Raw genomic sequence first — 13,698 nt, forward strand, 5'->3', positions numbered from 1 at the left:
GACCATCTGCCGCATCAGATGCGCAACATTCTCAATTGAATGGCATCAACGCAACCCGATTTCGTGCCGTCGCCGCTACGATGAAGCCCCCCTCACTCGCTTCCGCTACATGGACGCCCAACCCTCCCTCCTTCCGCCTGACGCCCCCTGCCACGTCACGCCCCGCGCCGAGTTCCTGCGCGGCCTGCGCGCTGCCGTGCCGGTGATGATCGGCTTCGTTCCCTTCGCCCTGGTGCTCGGTGCACAGGCTGCGCAGAAGGGCCTGTCGGCGCTTGAAGTACCGCTCATGACCGGGCTCAACTTCGCCGGCGGCTCGGAGTTCGCCGCCATCGAGCTGTGGACGTCACCTCCGCACATCGCGCTCATCGTAGCGATCACCGCGCTGGTCAACAGTCGCCATCTGTTGATGGGGGCCAGCCTGGCACCGCTGCTGCAGCACCTGCCACGCCGTCGCACGCTGCCGGCGTTGTTCTTCATGTGTGACGAAAGCTGGGCCCTGGGTGTCGCCGACGCGCGGCGGCGCATGCACGGTTTCAGCCTCGCCTACTACCTGGGCACCTCGGCCGGCCTGTATGGGGTCTGGGTGACCTGCACGACGCTGGGGGCGATCGCGGGCCCGCTGCTGGGCGACATCCATGCCTATGGATTCGACATGGCCTTCCCCGCAGTGTTCCTGGTGCTGCTGCGTGGCATGTGGCAGGGCCTGCGCGCAGCGCGGCCCTGGCTGGTCAGCCTGCTGGTGGCCGCAGGCACCCATCTGCTGGTTCCGGGCGCCTGGTACGTCGCCAGCGGTGCGCTGGCCGGGCTGGTGGCCGCCTGGCTGCTGGCGGAGGACGCGGCATGATCCAGTGGAGCTCGCTGCTCACCATCGTGCTGATGGCAGCCGTTACCTACCTCACCCGCATCATCGGCTTCCTGGCTCTGCGCAACCGCACCCTCGGCAAGCGTGCGGTGACGGTCATGGAGGCCGCGCCGGGCTGCGTGCTGATCTCGGTGATCGCCCCGGATTTCGTTGCCGACAAGCCCGCCGATCTGGCTGCGCTGGCCATCACCCTGCTGGCCGCCACCCGGCTGTCGATGCTGCCGACCGTGCTGATCGGCGTGGTCTCGGCCGGGTTGCTGCGCCATCTGCTGGGCTGATTCACGGCAGGCCGGGCGGGACCCGGCGCTGCCGATCGGTCTTCGCGCCGAGCGGGCGCGCTGCAATCAGGCGCTGCTGGCCGCGAGCAGGCACAGGCTGCGCGGCGGCAGGGTCCAGTCGCCGGTGCCGTCCTGCTCCAGCGGCGCCTCGTCGGTCTGCAGCAGTACGCGCCGGAACGACAGCGCCTGATCCGATACGCGGAACCGCTGCGGCTGGTCTCCGGCATTCAACAGCAGGGCGAGGCTGACATGCCGCCCGGGCTCACGCAGGCCGCTGTCGGGGCTTCGACCGTCCAGCACAATCAGCAGCGCGCGCAGTTCGGGGTCGTGCCAGTCCGCCTCCTCCATGCTGCGGCCGTCCGGATGCCGCCAGTCGATATCGCGCAGGCCCAGCGCTTCATCGTATTCACCGCGCAGGAACCGGTTCCTGCGCAGCAGGCCATAGCGCCGGCGCAGCGATAGTGCACGCCGCACGAATGCCACCTGCGCCTGCGCCGCCGGCTGCGAGGCACGCTCCCAGTCGATCCAGCTCAGCGGGTTGTCCTGGCAGTACGCGTTGTTGTTGCCCTGCTGCGAATGGCCGAACTCGTCGCCGGCCAGCAGCATGGGCGTGCCCTGCGACAGCAGCAGCGTGGCCAGCAGGTTGCGCATCTGCCGTGCACGCAACGAGAGGATCGCCGGATCATCGGTGTCGCCCTCCACACCGTGGTTGCTGGAAAGATTGTGCGAATGGCCATCGCGGTTGTCCTCGCCGTTGGCCTCGTTGTGGCGGTCGTTGTAGCTCACCAGATCGTGCAGGGTGAACCCGTCGTGTGCCGTTACCAGGTTGATGCTGGCCGACGGCCGCCTGCCGTGGTGTTCGAACAGGTCGGCCGAGCCGGTGAAACGGGTGGCGAACTCCGGCAGCTGCCCGCCATCGCCACGCCACAGCGCGCGCACTGTATCGCGGAAGCGGTCGTTCCATTCCGCCCAACCCGGCGGGAACTGGCCCAGCTGGTAGCCGCCCGGGCCGATGTCCCAGGGCTCGGCGATCAGCTTCACCTGGCTCAGGATCGGGTCCTGGCGTACGGCATCGAGGAAGCTGCCCGAGGCGTCGAAGCCATGGCGCTCACGGCCAAGAATGGTCGCCAGGTCGAAGCGGAAACCGTCTACCCGCATCTCGGTCACCCAGTAGCGCAGCGAGTCCATCACCATGCGCAGCGCACCGGCATTGGTCAGGTCGAACGTGTTGCCGGTGCCGGTATCGTTGATGTAATAGCGGCGATCATCGGCCAATCGGTAGTAGCTGGCATTGTCGATGCCCTTGAACGACAGCGTGGGGCCCAGCTCGTTGCCCTCGGCGGTGTGGTTGTAGACCACGTCCAGGATCACTTCGATGCCGGCATTGTGCAGCCGCGCGACCATCTGTTTGAACTCGGCCACGGTGCCCATCGACAGGTAACGCGGCTGCGGGGCGAAGAAGCCGATGGTGTTGTACCCCCAGTAGTTGCGCAGCCCACGCTCGAGCAGCTGCTGGTCGTCCACGTACGCGTGCACGGGCAGCAGCTCGATGGCGGTCACACCCAGATGGCTCAGGTGGTCCACCACCGCATCATGCCGCAGTGCAGAGAAGGTGCCGCGCTCGGCCTGCGGGACATCAGGATGCTGCATGGTCAAGCCGCGTACGTGCGCTTCGTAGATCACGGTCCTGTCCCAGGCCGTTTCGGGTGCACGCTCGACACCCCAGCTGAAGGCCGGATCGATCACGGCGCAGCGTGGCATGTAGCTGGCGCTGTCGCGGCGGTCGAAACTGAGATCGCCATCGCGATGGCCCAGGGTGTAGCCGAACAGGTGGGGCGCCCACTTCAGCTCGCCGACGATCTGCTTGGCGTAAGGGTCCAGCAACAGCTTGTTGGGATTGAAGCGATGCCCTTCCTCCGGCGCATACGGACCGTGCACCCGGTAGCCGTAGCGCTGCCCGGGCCTTACATCGGGCAGATAGCCGTGCCAGATCTCATTGGTGTACTCGGGCAGCGCGATGCGTTCGACCTCGCGGTTGCGCGCGTCGAACAGGCAGAGTTCGACCCGGGTGGCATGCCGCGAGTACAGCGCGAAGTTCACGCCCAGCCCGTCCCAGGTTGCACCCAGCGGGAACGGCCGGCCTTCGCGCACGCGCGACGTCTGTGCCCACTTACGGCTCGCCATCGCTGCCCTCCTCGCCGCGCGCCGCGGCAATCTCGGCCTCCACCAGCCGCTCGGCCATGTGCCAGTGCCGCTGCTGCTGGTCGTCCGGGCGCCCTTCCGCTTCCCATATCTGGTGGGCCAAAGCCTCAATCCGCTGCCGTCGTTCCCTGCTGTCCATCCCTACCCGTCTCCTCGTTGATCCATACCGCCAGCGGGCTGCCAGCCAGAAGCCGTGCTGCATCCGCGGTTTCATTGAAATGTTCGATGCGTCCGTCCAGGAGGTTGCGCATGCGTCCTGCCGGAAGGCCGCGCAGCGTTGGGCCGGTGGCGACGCCACGCGCAACGTTCAGGCCGGGCCCGGGCACGGCGACGGGCGAGCCGCGCTGCACGATCACCAGCAGTACCTGCATCTGGTGCCTGCGCACGAACGCCAGCCAGGGCGAGCGCGCCGGCGCGGACAGCGGCTGCAGCTCGCCGTACAGGAAAAGGTGCGGGTGCCTGCGGCGGCAATCCAGCAGCTGCCGCAGCAGCAATGCCTTGATGCCGCCGTCCCGCCAGTCCTGCAGCAGCGCGGGCCAGGAGCGCGTGTCCCGCAGCCATGCCTGCCGCGCCGGATAGTCCACGGCCCGGCGGTTGTCCGGGTCCACCAGGCTCAGGTCCCAGCCTTCGCCGCCTTGATAGAGGTCAGGCACACCGGGCAGGCAGTGCTGCAGGCACAGCTGTGCCAATCCATTGCAGGCGCCCGCCGGCGCGATGCGGGCCACGAAGGTCGCCAGCGCCTCGCGCACCGGCAGCAAGGGTGCTCCCTCCAGCAGCGCGTGCAGCCACTGCGCGGCGGCGTCCTCCACTGCCACATCGGGATCGGACCAGTTGCTGATCCGTTTGCCCTCGCGCAGGGCCTTGGTCAGCCAGTCCGCCATCCTCGATGCGAAGTCGGCACCGGGGGCGCCCTGCATCGGCCACGCCGCCACCAGCGCCTGCCACAGCGCATACGCCTCGGCGCCCGGCAACGGCAGCGGCATGCCGGCCTTGGCGGCCATCCGGCTCCAGCGCCGTACAGCATCCCGCCACTCCGCCGTGCAGGTGCTGAGCACCGCCAGCCGCGCCCGGCTGTCGCTGCCCCGCTTGTGATCGTGGGTCGCCAGCGCAAGCAGTGCCTCGGGATGGCGTCGCAGGCGCCGCGCTGCATGCTGCAGCAGCTCGCGTCCCTGCATGCCCAGCCGCTGCGGATCACTGCCGACTTCGTTGCGTGAGAGCAGTCTGAAGTAACGATAGAAGCCGGTATCCTCCACCGACTTGGCGTTCAACGGCGCGGCCAACTGCCCGAAGCGCACGCGCAGCTCGCTTTCAGCCGGTGCCTGGCCGGGAAGTGCCTGCAGCAGCAGGTCCAGTGCCGCCCGTCCGGCACCGTCCAGCGCGGCTCGCGCGGCGGCAGCAGCGGAGACCAATGCCTTCCGCTCACCGGCGTCACGCAGCGAATACGGGCGATAGGTGCGGTAGTGCCGCAGCAGCGCGGCCAGCCCGCGCGCCAGGGCGGCCGTACCGATGTCGGCCTCGGCCAGCCGGGGCTGCAGAACCTGCTGCGCACTGCGCAGCAGGCGCTGGAAGTCGGTGTGAAGCGACTGGCGCAGCAGCATCCCGCGCGCGTCCTGCTGTATCTGTTCAAAGTCGTGCGTGTCGCCGCTCGCCGCCTGCCAGGCGCGCGCGAGCGCGGGCGCCGCTGCCGGATCGTGCAGCCACGCGCCGACCTGGTCCATGAAGTCATAGCCGGTGGTCCCGTCGCAGGCCCACCCCTCGGGCAGCTGCTCGCCCTCGGCCAGTATCTTCTCGACGTGCAGGGTCACCGCCTCCGGATCACGGCTCCCGGCTGCGCAGGCAGCGTTGATCGCTTCGCGCAGGCGCTGCAGATAGGTGCCGGGCGACGACAGGCCATCCACATGGTCGATGCGCAGGCCATCCACCCAGCCCTCACGCACCAGCCGCAACGGCAGCGCATGCACCGCTTCGAACACGTCCTCGCGCTCCACCCGCAGCGCGGCCAGTTCGTTGATATCGAAGAAGCGCCGGTAGTTCACCTGATCGCCTGCCGTGCGCCACCACGCCAGCCGGTAGTGCTGCCGCTGCAGCAGTGCCTGCAACCGCTCGACGCTGCGGTTGCAGCGTTCGGCCCACGCCGGCCACTGCGCGGCGTCCAGGGGATGACTGCGCGGCGACAACGGCAGGACCAGCCCATGATGGCGCAACCCTGGCCGCTCATCGTCCACCCCCACCCGCAGTACGCCGTCGCGCACGGCGTCGTGCAGTGGCCGGTCCAGCACCGGCAACCATAGCCGGCCTTCGCAGCCCGGCGCCTCCCAGTCGATGTCAAACCAGCCTGCGTGGCGGCTTCGACGCCCGTGCATCAGCACATCGCTCCACCAGTGGCTGCGCGGGGATGCCGCCAGATGGTTGGGCACGATGTCCAGGATCAGACCCAGGCCGTGTGAGCGCGCCGCGGTGGCCAGCTGGCGGAAGGCCGCTTCGCCGCCCAGCTGCGGATTGATGCTGGCCGGGTCGATGCCATCGTAGCCATGTGAGGACCCCGGGACCGCAGCCGCGATCGGCGACAGGTAAAGGTGACTGACGCCCAGTGCGGCGTAATACGGCACCTGCGCTGCGGCCGCTTCCAGGTCAAAGCCTGCGTGCACCTGCAGGCGCGCGGTGGCACGCAACCTCGTCATCGCCCTGCCCTGCGGCGCGTGTTGCTCAGGCGCGCCAGGCGCGCATCGGCGGCGGCACCGTCCCACGCCAGCGGCAACCGCCGTCGCCAGTTCGGATGCCCGCTGACGGTGCCTGGCAGGTTCACCTGCGCACGGCTGCCCAGCACATCTTCCAATGGCAGCAGCGCCAGCCGCGACGCTGCGTGGGCAACCAGTGACAGCGCTCCGTCCTCCACGGTCGCGCCGTCACCACCGCAGACCGCGGCCAGCGCCTGCACATCCCGCGCGCGCGCGCGCAGTGCCGCCGACAGGTCCTCCAGCTCACCCAGGCGGGCACGCCAGCGCAGGTCGCGCCCGCGCAGCCAGCCGGCCAGTGGCGGCAGGTCGTGGGTGGACGGCATGGCCACCGCATCGCGGCGCCACCGCGACGCCGGCAGGAAGCGCTCGCCGTTGCGGGCGAACGGCAGCACCTCGATGCCCAGGATGCCCCGGGCTGCCAGCCGCTGGCGGATGCCCGGCGGCACCACCCCCAGGTCTTCACCGATCAGCACGCAGCGATGCCGCCACGATTCCAGCACCAGCAGATTGATCAGGTCATCGAATGGATAGCGCAGGTACACGCCCTGCCTGGCGCCAGCGCCGTGAGGCAACACCCACAGCCGCTGCAGGCCGAGGATGTGGTCGATGCGCAGGCCACCGCGGCCGGCCATCACGGCGCGCAGTACGCGGATGAACGGTGCAAAGCCCTCGCGGTGCAACGCCAACGGTGACCAGCTGGTGATGCCCCAGGCCTGGCCGAGCGGATTGAACGCATCCGGCGGCGCACCCAGTTCAAGCCCCTGCAGCAGATCGGCGCCACCGGTGCGTGCCTCGACGCCCTGCGGTGCACAGCCCACGGCCAGATCGGCAATCAATCCGATCGACGCGCCATCACTGCGCAGCGCCGCGTGCACCTGCACCCAGCCCTGCTGCGCCAGCCACTGCGCAAATGCATGGTCGTCGGCGCTCCCGGTGATCCCGTCGGCGGCATGCTGGCAATAGCGCAGCAGCGGTTCGCCCTGCGCATCGCACCAGGTCTCGATCTGCTCGCACTGTGCCGGTGCCTGCTGCCGCAGCCAGTGGCGCACCTGTCGCAGCCAGCGCCACTTCAATGCCGCCGAGTGCGGCCAGTCGATGCGGCGTGCAGCGGTGGCGGCATCAATTGCCATCGCCAGTGCCTCGTCCTGGCGCAGCACGCTGTCGGCAGCCTCCGGCAGCACCTGCGGAAGAGATACCTGCAGCGGGTCGAGCCAGCGCCGGTCACTGGGCGAATAGGGGCTATGGCCCAGGCCGGGTGGCAAGCCGGCGTGCAGCGGACTCAACGCCAGTGCATCGCCTCCATGCCGCTGCAGCAGCTCACGCCACTGCGCACAGCCGGCGCTGTCACCGATGCCTGCATCGCCGCGGGCGCGCAGACTGTAGACCTGCACCGACAGACCCCAACCGCGCAGCAGGCGCGGTGGCCACCAGGCTCGCGGCGGCGCCACCGCGACCGCCTGTTGCCGCCCGCCCCGGCGCCACTGCCAATAGCCCGGTTGATCCGGAACGCGCCAGCGCCCCTGCGCATCAGGCCGTGCTGGCAGCTCGCGCCCCTGTTCATCCACCCAGCACGCCGCCCCCGTCGCCTCCGGCATCACCAGTACCTGGCCACAGCAGGCGGTGAGCAAGCGGGCGCGCACCGGCGCACCATCGCCTTGCAGCCCTTCCAGCACCGCGCGAAGCACGTCCGGCGCGACTTCGCGCTCGACGCCGGCCACGTCGGTCCAGCGCTCCAGGAGACCTGCCCGGCGTGCGGCGTCCCGAACCGATATATCCGTCCTCATGCCGCCACCCAGCACGCAACAACACTGCCGCCTGCCGGCAGCACACCGGCAACGTCGGGACCCACAACGCGCTCGCCGGCCGGCACCGCATGCGCCACGGGCCGTGGGCCCACATTGATCGCGATCCACCATTGGCCCGATGGCAGCTGCCAACCCGCCTGCACCGCCCCCTCGCCAAGCACCCGCGCACCCAGCGACCGGGCCTGCAGCAGGCCGGGCTGCAGATAGCGTCTGCGCAGGGCCAAAAACCCGCCTGTGCAACGCAGCCATTGCTGCGACCAGGGATCATCGCCGGGCGGCGGCGTGTACGAGACCTGCAGGGTGGCCGGATCGTTCGGGTCCGGAATACGCGCACGCGAGGCGGCATCGGCGAAGGCACTGAAGCCGGAAAACTCGCGGCGACGTCCCTCGCGCACCGCCTCGTCCAGCGGCGGCGCATAGTCGGTGAAGAACAGGAACGGCGACCGCGCCTGCCACGGTTCACCCATGAACAGCAGCGGGATCATCGGCGTCAGCAGGGTCAGCGCCAGTGCCGCGCGCAGCCGCGCCGGATCCACCAGCATCGACAGGCGCTCGCCGAAGGCACGGTTGCCCACTTGGTCGTGGTTCTGCGCGAATACAACGAAACGCGCGGGCGACAGGTCGCTGCTGGGTTCGCCGCGGGGATGGCCGCCCAGGTCAGGTTCACCCTGCCAGGCGAATCCTTCTGCCAGGCAGCGGGCCAGCAGCGCGTCGGCGCGACCGGCGTAGGCCGCGTAATAGCCTTCCTGCTCGCCGGTCAGCATCACGTGCAGCGCGTTGTGGAAGTCGTCGTTCCATTGCCCCTGATAGGCACCGCGCAGCCACCGCGCCTGGTTGCGTTCGTTCTCCAGCACCAGGTGCGCGTGCGGCACCTCCGCGCGCACCTCATCGGCCAGCTGCTGCAGGAAGCGGTCATCGTCGATGGCGTGTACCGCGTCCAGGCGCAGCCCATCGAAGCCATAGTCGCGCAACCACATCAGCGCATTGTCGATGAAGAAGCGCCGCACCCAGGGCTGGCGGAAGTCGATCGCCTCACCCCAGGGGGTGCTGCGATCGTCACGGAAGAACGCCCGCGCGTAGTCACGCAGAGGGTTGCCCTGTGGTCCGAAGTGGTTGTAGACCACATCCAGCAGCACCGACAGTCCGGCATCATGCGCCGCGTCGATGAAAGCCTTCAGCGCTGCCGGCCCGCCGTAGACATGGGCCGGTGCGTAGGGGAACACACCGTCGTAGCCCCAGTTGCGCCGGCCGGGAAACTGCGCAACCGGCATCAGCTCGATGGCGGTGATGCCCGTTGCGGCCAGCATCGGCAGCTGCGCGGTCAGTGCAGCGAGGCCGCCGCCTGCCTCGATGTGCACCTCACAGATGACCAGGTCCTGCCAGGCGGGCCCCTGCCACGTGGCCTGCGCCCTGCCGGTGTCCAGCACCACGGCGCTGTCGCCATCGACGCCGTCCGGCTGCCAGCGCGAGGCCGGATCTGGCACGTCCTGGCCTGAAGGGAGGCGGAACCGGTACCGGTCGCCATGCGATGCCTGTGTCCGCAGCCAGTGGCAACCGTCCGGCTCGCGTTGCATCGGCCGCAGCGCGCCCTGCAGGCACAGCGTCATCGTGTCCGCGTCCGGCGCCCACACACGGAACTCCACCCCCTCACCGGCCGCACGCCAAGCGCCCAGACGCGGCGACGCTGTGGTCATGCATCAACCTGCAGGTACAGCGTGGACAGCGGCGGCAGGGTCAGCCGCAGCGACTGGGCGTGGCCATGCATCGGCCTTGGCTCGGTCTGCACCGCTCCGAGGTTGCCCGCATTGCCGCCGTTGTAATGCGCGCTGTCGGTGTTGAGGCGTTCCGTCCAGCGCCCCGGTTGCGGCACGCCAACCCGGTAACCCTCGCGCAGCAACGGGGTGAAGTTGCTCACCACCAGCAGGGTGCGGCCGCTGCCGGCAGGATCCCGGCGGATGAAGGCATACACGCTGTTGCGGCTGTCATCGGCCACGCTCCAGTCGAAACCGCGTTCATCGCGCTCGTCACGATGCAGCGCGGGTTCGGAGCGGAGGACGGCATTGAGGTCGCCCACCAGACGCGACAGGCCCCGGCCCTCACTGCTGGTCGCCTGTTCCCAGTCCAGTGCTGCATCGTGCGACCACTCATGTCCCTGGCCGAACTCGCCGCCCATGAACAGCAGTTTGCTGCCCGGGTGCGCCCACATGAAGCCGTAATACGCACGAAGCTGGGCCAGCCGCTGCGCCGGTTCGCCTGCCATCTTGGCCAGCAGCGCGCCCTTGCCATGCACCACCTCGTCATGCGACAGCGGAAGCACGAAGCGTTCGGAGAAGGCGTAGACCAGGCCGAAGCTGATCTCGCTGTGGTGATGCTGGCGATGGACAGGATCGCGCCCCAGGTACTGCAGGGTGTCGTGCATCCAGCCCATGTTCCATTTGTGGGTGAAGCCAAGCCCGCCCTCCTCCACCGGCGCGGTCACCCCCGGCCACGCGGTGGATTCCTCGGCAATCACCAACACGTCCGGGAAGCGCTCACGCAGGGTCTGGTTCATCCGCCTCAGGAAGGCGACCGCCTGCAGGTTCTCTCGCCCGCCCTGCTCGTTGGGTATCCACTCACCGTCAGCACGGCTGTAATCCCGGTACAGCATGGACGCCACTGCGTCCACGCGCAGTCCGTCAATGTGGAACCGCTCCACCCACTCCAAGGCACTACCGATCAGGTAAGCGGCCACTTCGTTGCGGCCATAGTTGTAGATCAGCGTGTCCCAGTCAGCGTGCACCCCTTCGCGCGGGTCGGCATGCTCGTACAACGCGGTTCCGTCGAAACCGGCCAGGCCATGCGCGTCGTTGGGGAAGTGTGCGCTCACCCAGTCCACGATCACCCCCACTCCGGCCTGGTGACAGCGATCCACGAAGCGCGCAAAGGCGTGCGGCGTCCCATGGCGTGCCGTCGGTGCGTAGATCCCCAGCGGCTGATAGCCCCAGGAACCGCCGAAGGGATGCTCGCTGACCGGCAGCAGTTCGATGTGGGTGAAGCCGAGTCCGGCCACGTACGGAATCAGCCGGTCGGCCAGCGCATCCCAGTCCAGCGGTGCGCCATCATCGCCGCGCTGCCAGGAGCCCGCATGTACCTCGTAGATGGACAGCGGCGCGCTGGCGCCCGCTTGGCGCCGGGCCGCCCTCCAACCCTCGTCATGCCACTGCATCGGCGCCGCCGAAGGCACGCGTGAGGCGGTGGCCGGTGGCAGTTCGGCCCAGCGCGCCATCGGGTCGAACTTGTCGGGCATCACCTGGCCATCAGCCCCGACAATGCGGAACTTGTAGCGGGCACCGGCCTGCACGCCGGGCAGGAACAGTTCCCACACGCCAGCCGCATGGCGCAGCCGCATCGGATGGCGTCGGCCATCCCATCCGTTGAAATCGCCGACCACGGCGACCCGCCGCGCATTGGGCGCCCACACCGCGAAGCGCACGCCGGCGATCCCCTGCACCTGCATCGGGACCGCGCCCAGCTGGCGCGCCGCATCGGCATCACCGGCATGGAAGCGTTGCAGCAGCGCCTCGTCCAGCAGCGGGCCGAAGGCATAGGCATCGTGCACCTGCTCCACACCCTGCTCGAAATGCAGGGCAAGCAGCGGCACCGCCGCTTCACCGGCGGCGCCCTCGAACAGGCCGGGCAAGGGGCCCGGGTGCAGATCCCAGCGTCGCCCGTCCTCTCCGATCACCTCGACGCGCTGCGCGTGCGGCACCAGCACGCGCAACCGCCGTTCACCCTCGCGCTGGCGGTGCGGGCCCAGCCAGGCAAATGCATCTGCCGGGCGGGCATGGACGAGGTCCTCCAGCGCCGGCGCGATGCGGTGATCCAGTGCTGTGTCCGCGGTGATGTCGTCCTCGAGGGCGGCCAGATGCGCGCTGTCGTGGCTCATGCGGCCACCTGGCAGGTCTGCTGGTACAGCGCCAGATAGGCTCGCCCGGCCGCATCCCAGCCGCCCGGCCGCAGCATGGCGGCGCGGCGCATGGCCTGCAGCAGGCCTGGCAGACGGAAGGTGCGCATCGCCCGCTCCACGCAGCGGCGCAGGCCATCGGCATTGGCACCGTGGAACAGGAAACCGGTCACGCCATCCTCGACGGTGTCCACCAGCCCGCCCGTCGCATGCGCGACCGGCAGGCAGCCGAAGCGCTGCGCGTACATCTGGCTGAGCCCGCAGGGTTCAAAACGCGAAGGCATCAGCAGGAAGTCCGCGCCGGCGAACATCTGGCGCGCCAGCGCTTCCTCGAACCCGATGAATGCGCCCACCCGGCCCGGGTAGCGCCGGGCCAGCGCCTGCACCTGTGCTTCCACCTGCGGCTCGCCGCCGCCGATGACGACCAGCTGCCCCCCGGCCGCGACGATCTGTGGCGCCACGTCACAGGTGATGTCCAGGCCCTTCTGGTGCACCAGGCGGGAAACCACCGCGAACAGCGGGCCGGTCGAGGGCGCCAGGCCGAACGCCCTGCGCACCGCATGTGCGTTGGTCGCGCGTCCGGTCCATTCGCCGATGCCGAAGTGCGCCTTGAGGTGGATATCGCGTCGCGGATCCCAGCTGGCGTCGATGCCGTTGACGATGCCGCTCAGGTGACCGCCGGCGGCGCGCCGGGCCAGCAGGTCATGCAGTCCGCATCCATCATCCGGGGCGGTGATCTGCTGTGCATAGCGCAGGCTGACTGTGTTCAGCCGCGTGGCATTGGTGATGCCGCCCTGCAGGAATGACATCTGTCCGTGGAAGTGCAGTTCATCCAGGTGCGCGGCCGGTACGCCCAGCACCGGCGCAAGCGCATACGGGAACAGGCCCTGATAAGCCAGGTTGTGGATCGTCAGCAGCGTCGGCACTGCCGTCCGGTCCCAACGCACGTAGGCGGCGGCCATGGCCACCGGCCAGTCATTCAGGTGCAGCAGCTGCGGTGACCAGTCCAGCCCGGCACGCCCGGCCGCAATCTCCGCAGCCGCGTGTGACAGCGTGGCGAAGCGAACCGCGTTGTCCTTCCACTCCTGTCCCTGCCCATCCACGTAGGGCGAGCCTTCCCGCTCATACAGCTCAGGCGAGAGCAGCACGTAGATCGGCAGGCCGTCGGCCTGCACCGCCATGCCGATGGTGCACGCAGGCAGGCCGGCCCTTGGGCTGACCTGCCCCACCGGCCGCAGCTGCGGCAGGCGCTGCAGCACTTCCGGGTAGCCGGGAAGCAGCACGCGCGAATCACACGCGCCGCGCACCGCGCGTGGCAGGGCCGCGGCCACATCGCCCAGGCCTCCCGCCTTGACGAAGTCGGCCATTTCGGTCGCGACAAACAGCACGCGCTGTACCAGTTCCGGCAACTTCAACGGCTGTGAGTGGCCCCGGCGGGTCCCGATTGGTACAGATGCAGCGGGAGGCGTCGCAACGGGTGAAGCGGACTGGACGACGCGGGCCATGGCGATGATCTCGGAAGTGTTCAGGCAGACGGACGCCAACGGCGCCCGGACGGGCGCTGAAGCGGAGAGGGAAGTCGACGCAGAACGTGGGGGACGTCAGCGAGAGGCTCAGGAGGACAATAGCCCCGAATGCGATCAATCGGCCGTGAAGCCCTGGCGATTTCTTTGTGACAACGCGTCATGAGCTGAGTACGCATGCCGCGTTCATCACGCCCATCGATGCCTCCCGGACGGGACATCCACCTGGATGCCGTGCGCGCGCTGCCCGTGGCCTGGGTGGTGGCGGTCGGCTGGGTGCCATATGCGACATCCCGTCGCAGGCGGTCCCTGCCTCCCCCTTGACCAATGTCAAACCGGCCGCCGGC

The 13,698-nt window shown here is 69.1% G+C and carries 9 protein-coding genes; 2 read left to right on the forward strand and 7 right to left on the reverse strand.

Annotated elements, in window-relative coordinates; translation table 11 throughout:
* The first annotated feature begins 109 nt into the window (after positions 1 to 109).
* Together N8888_RS10235 and N8888_RS10240 are read left to right on the forward strand one after the other, a co-directional pair.
* The gene (locus N8888_RS10235; RefSeq protein WP_065176122.1) at positions 110 to 844 is read left to right on the forward strand and encodes an AzlC family ABC transporter permease; all 735 of its coding nucleotides are present in this window, start codon (positions 110 to 112) and stop codon (positions 842 to 844) included.
* Entirely contained in the window at positions 841 to 1,140 is a 300-nt protein-coding gene (locus N8888_RS10240; RefSeq protein ID WP_053516356.1) for a branched-chain amino acid transport AzlD family protein, read from the forward strand. Before N8888_RS10235 ends, N8888_RS10240 begins: the two co-directional genes overlap by 4 nt.
* A 66-nt stretch (positions 1,141 to 1,206) precedes the next feature.
* On the opposite strand, the gene glgX is transcribed toward N8888_RS10240, so the two are convergent.
* The 7 genes from glgX to glgA are packed head-to-tail and all read right to left on the reverse strand — an operon-like array spanning position 1,207 to position 13,195.
* Positions 1,207 to 3,324 (reverse strand): glycogen debranching protein GlgX, encoded by a 2,118-nt coding sequence (glgX, locus tag N8888_RS10245; RefSeq protein WP_065176123.1) that lies wholly within the window; start codon positions 3,322 to 3,324, stop codon positions 1,207 to 1,209.
* Positions 3,311 to 3,481: a DUF2934 domain-containing protein gene (locus N8888_RS10250; protein ID WP_080375226.1), complete on the reverse strand. Its 171-nt coding sequence runs from the start codon at positions 3,479 to 3,481 to the stop codon at positions 3,311 to 3,313. Before N8888_RS10250 ends, glgX begins: the two co-directional genes overlap by 14 nt.
* Positions 3,450 to 6,023: a malto-oligosyltrehalose synthase gene (gene treY, locus N8888_RS10255; protein WP_263174475.1), complete on the reverse strand. Its 2,574-nt coding sequence runs from the start codon at positions 6,021 to 6,023 to the stop codon at positions 3,450 to 3,452. The genes N8888_RS10250 and treY overlap by 32 nt, the downstream gene beginning before the upstream one ends.
* Complete coding sequence (locus N8888_RS10260) at positions 6,020 to 7,864, reverse strand: 4-alpha-glucanotransferase (RefSeq protein WP_430542945.1); 1,845 nt, start codon at positions 7,862 to 7,864, stop codon at positions 6,020 to 6,022. The genes treY and N8888_RS10260 overlap by 4 nt, the downstream gene beginning before the upstream one ends.
* Entirely contained in the window at positions 7,861 to 9,579 is a 1,719-nt protein-coding gene (gene treZ / locus N8888_RS10265; protein WP_128988267.1) for a malto-oligosyltrehalose trehalohydrolase, read from the reverse strand. Before treZ ends, N8888_RS10260 begins: the two co-directional genes overlap by 4 nt.
* On the reverse strand, positions 9,576 to 11,810 hold the full coding sequence (locus N8888_RS10270) for a 1,4-alpha-glucan branching enzyme (protein WP_263174479.1): 2,235 nt from the start codon (positions 11,808 to 11,810) through the stop codon (positions 9,576 to 9,578). The genes treZ and N8888_RS10270 overlap by 4 nt, the downstream gene beginning before the upstream one ends.
* Complete coding sequence (gene glgA / locus N8888_RS10275; RefSeq protein WP_430542983.1) at positions 11,807 to 13,195, reverse strand: glycogen synthase GlgA; 1,389 nt, start codon at positions 13,193 to 13,195, stop codon at positions 11,807 to 11,809. The genes N8888_RS10270 and glgA overlap by 4 nt, the downstream gene beginning before the upstream one ends.
* Between the last annotated feature and the right edge of the window lie 503 nt (positions 13,196 to 13,698).

The organism is Stenotrophomonas maltophilia (assembly GCF_025642255.1).
Taxonomy (GTDB): Bacteria; Pseudomonadota; Gammaproteobacteria; order Xanthomonadales; family Xanthomonadaceae; genus Stenotrophomonas; species Stenotrophomonas maltophilia_P.

Coding starts and splice junctions, on each gene's coding strand:
- treZ (WP_128988267.1), bottom strand. CDS start 9,579: ATGACCACAGCGTCGCCGCGTCTGGGCGCTTGGCGTGCGGCCGGTGAG.
- N8888_RS10270 (WP_263174479.1), bottom strand. CDS start 11,810: ATGAGCCACGACAGCGCGCATCTGGCCGCCCTCGAGGACGACATCACC.
- N8888_RS10240 (WP_053516356.1), top strand. CDS start 841: ATGATCCAGTGGAGCTCGCTGCTCACCATCGTGCTGATGGCAGCCGTT.
- N8888_RS10250 (WP_080375226.1), bottom strand. CDS start 3,481: ATGGACAGCAGGGAACGACGGCAGCGGATTGAGGCTTTGGCCCACCAG.
- glgA (WP_430542983.1), bottom strand. CDS start 13,195: ATGGCCGACTTCGTCAAGGCGGGAGGCCTGGGCGATGTGGCCGCGGCC.
- N8888_RS10235 (WP_065176122.1), top strand. CDS start 110: ATGGACGCCCAACCCTCCCTCCTTCCGCCTGACGCCCCCTGCCACGTC.
- treY (WP_263174475.1), bottom strand. CDS start 6,023: ATGACGAGGTTGCGTGCCACCGCGCGCCTGCAGGTGCACGCAGGCTTT.
- N8888_RS10260 (WP_430542945.1), bottom strand. CDS start 7,864: ATGAGGACGGATATATCGGTTCGGGACGCCGCACGCCGGGCAGGTCTC.
- glgX (WP_065176123.1), bottom strand. CDS start 3,324: ATGGCGAGCCGTAAGTGGGCACAGACGTCGCGCGTGCGCGAAGGCCGG.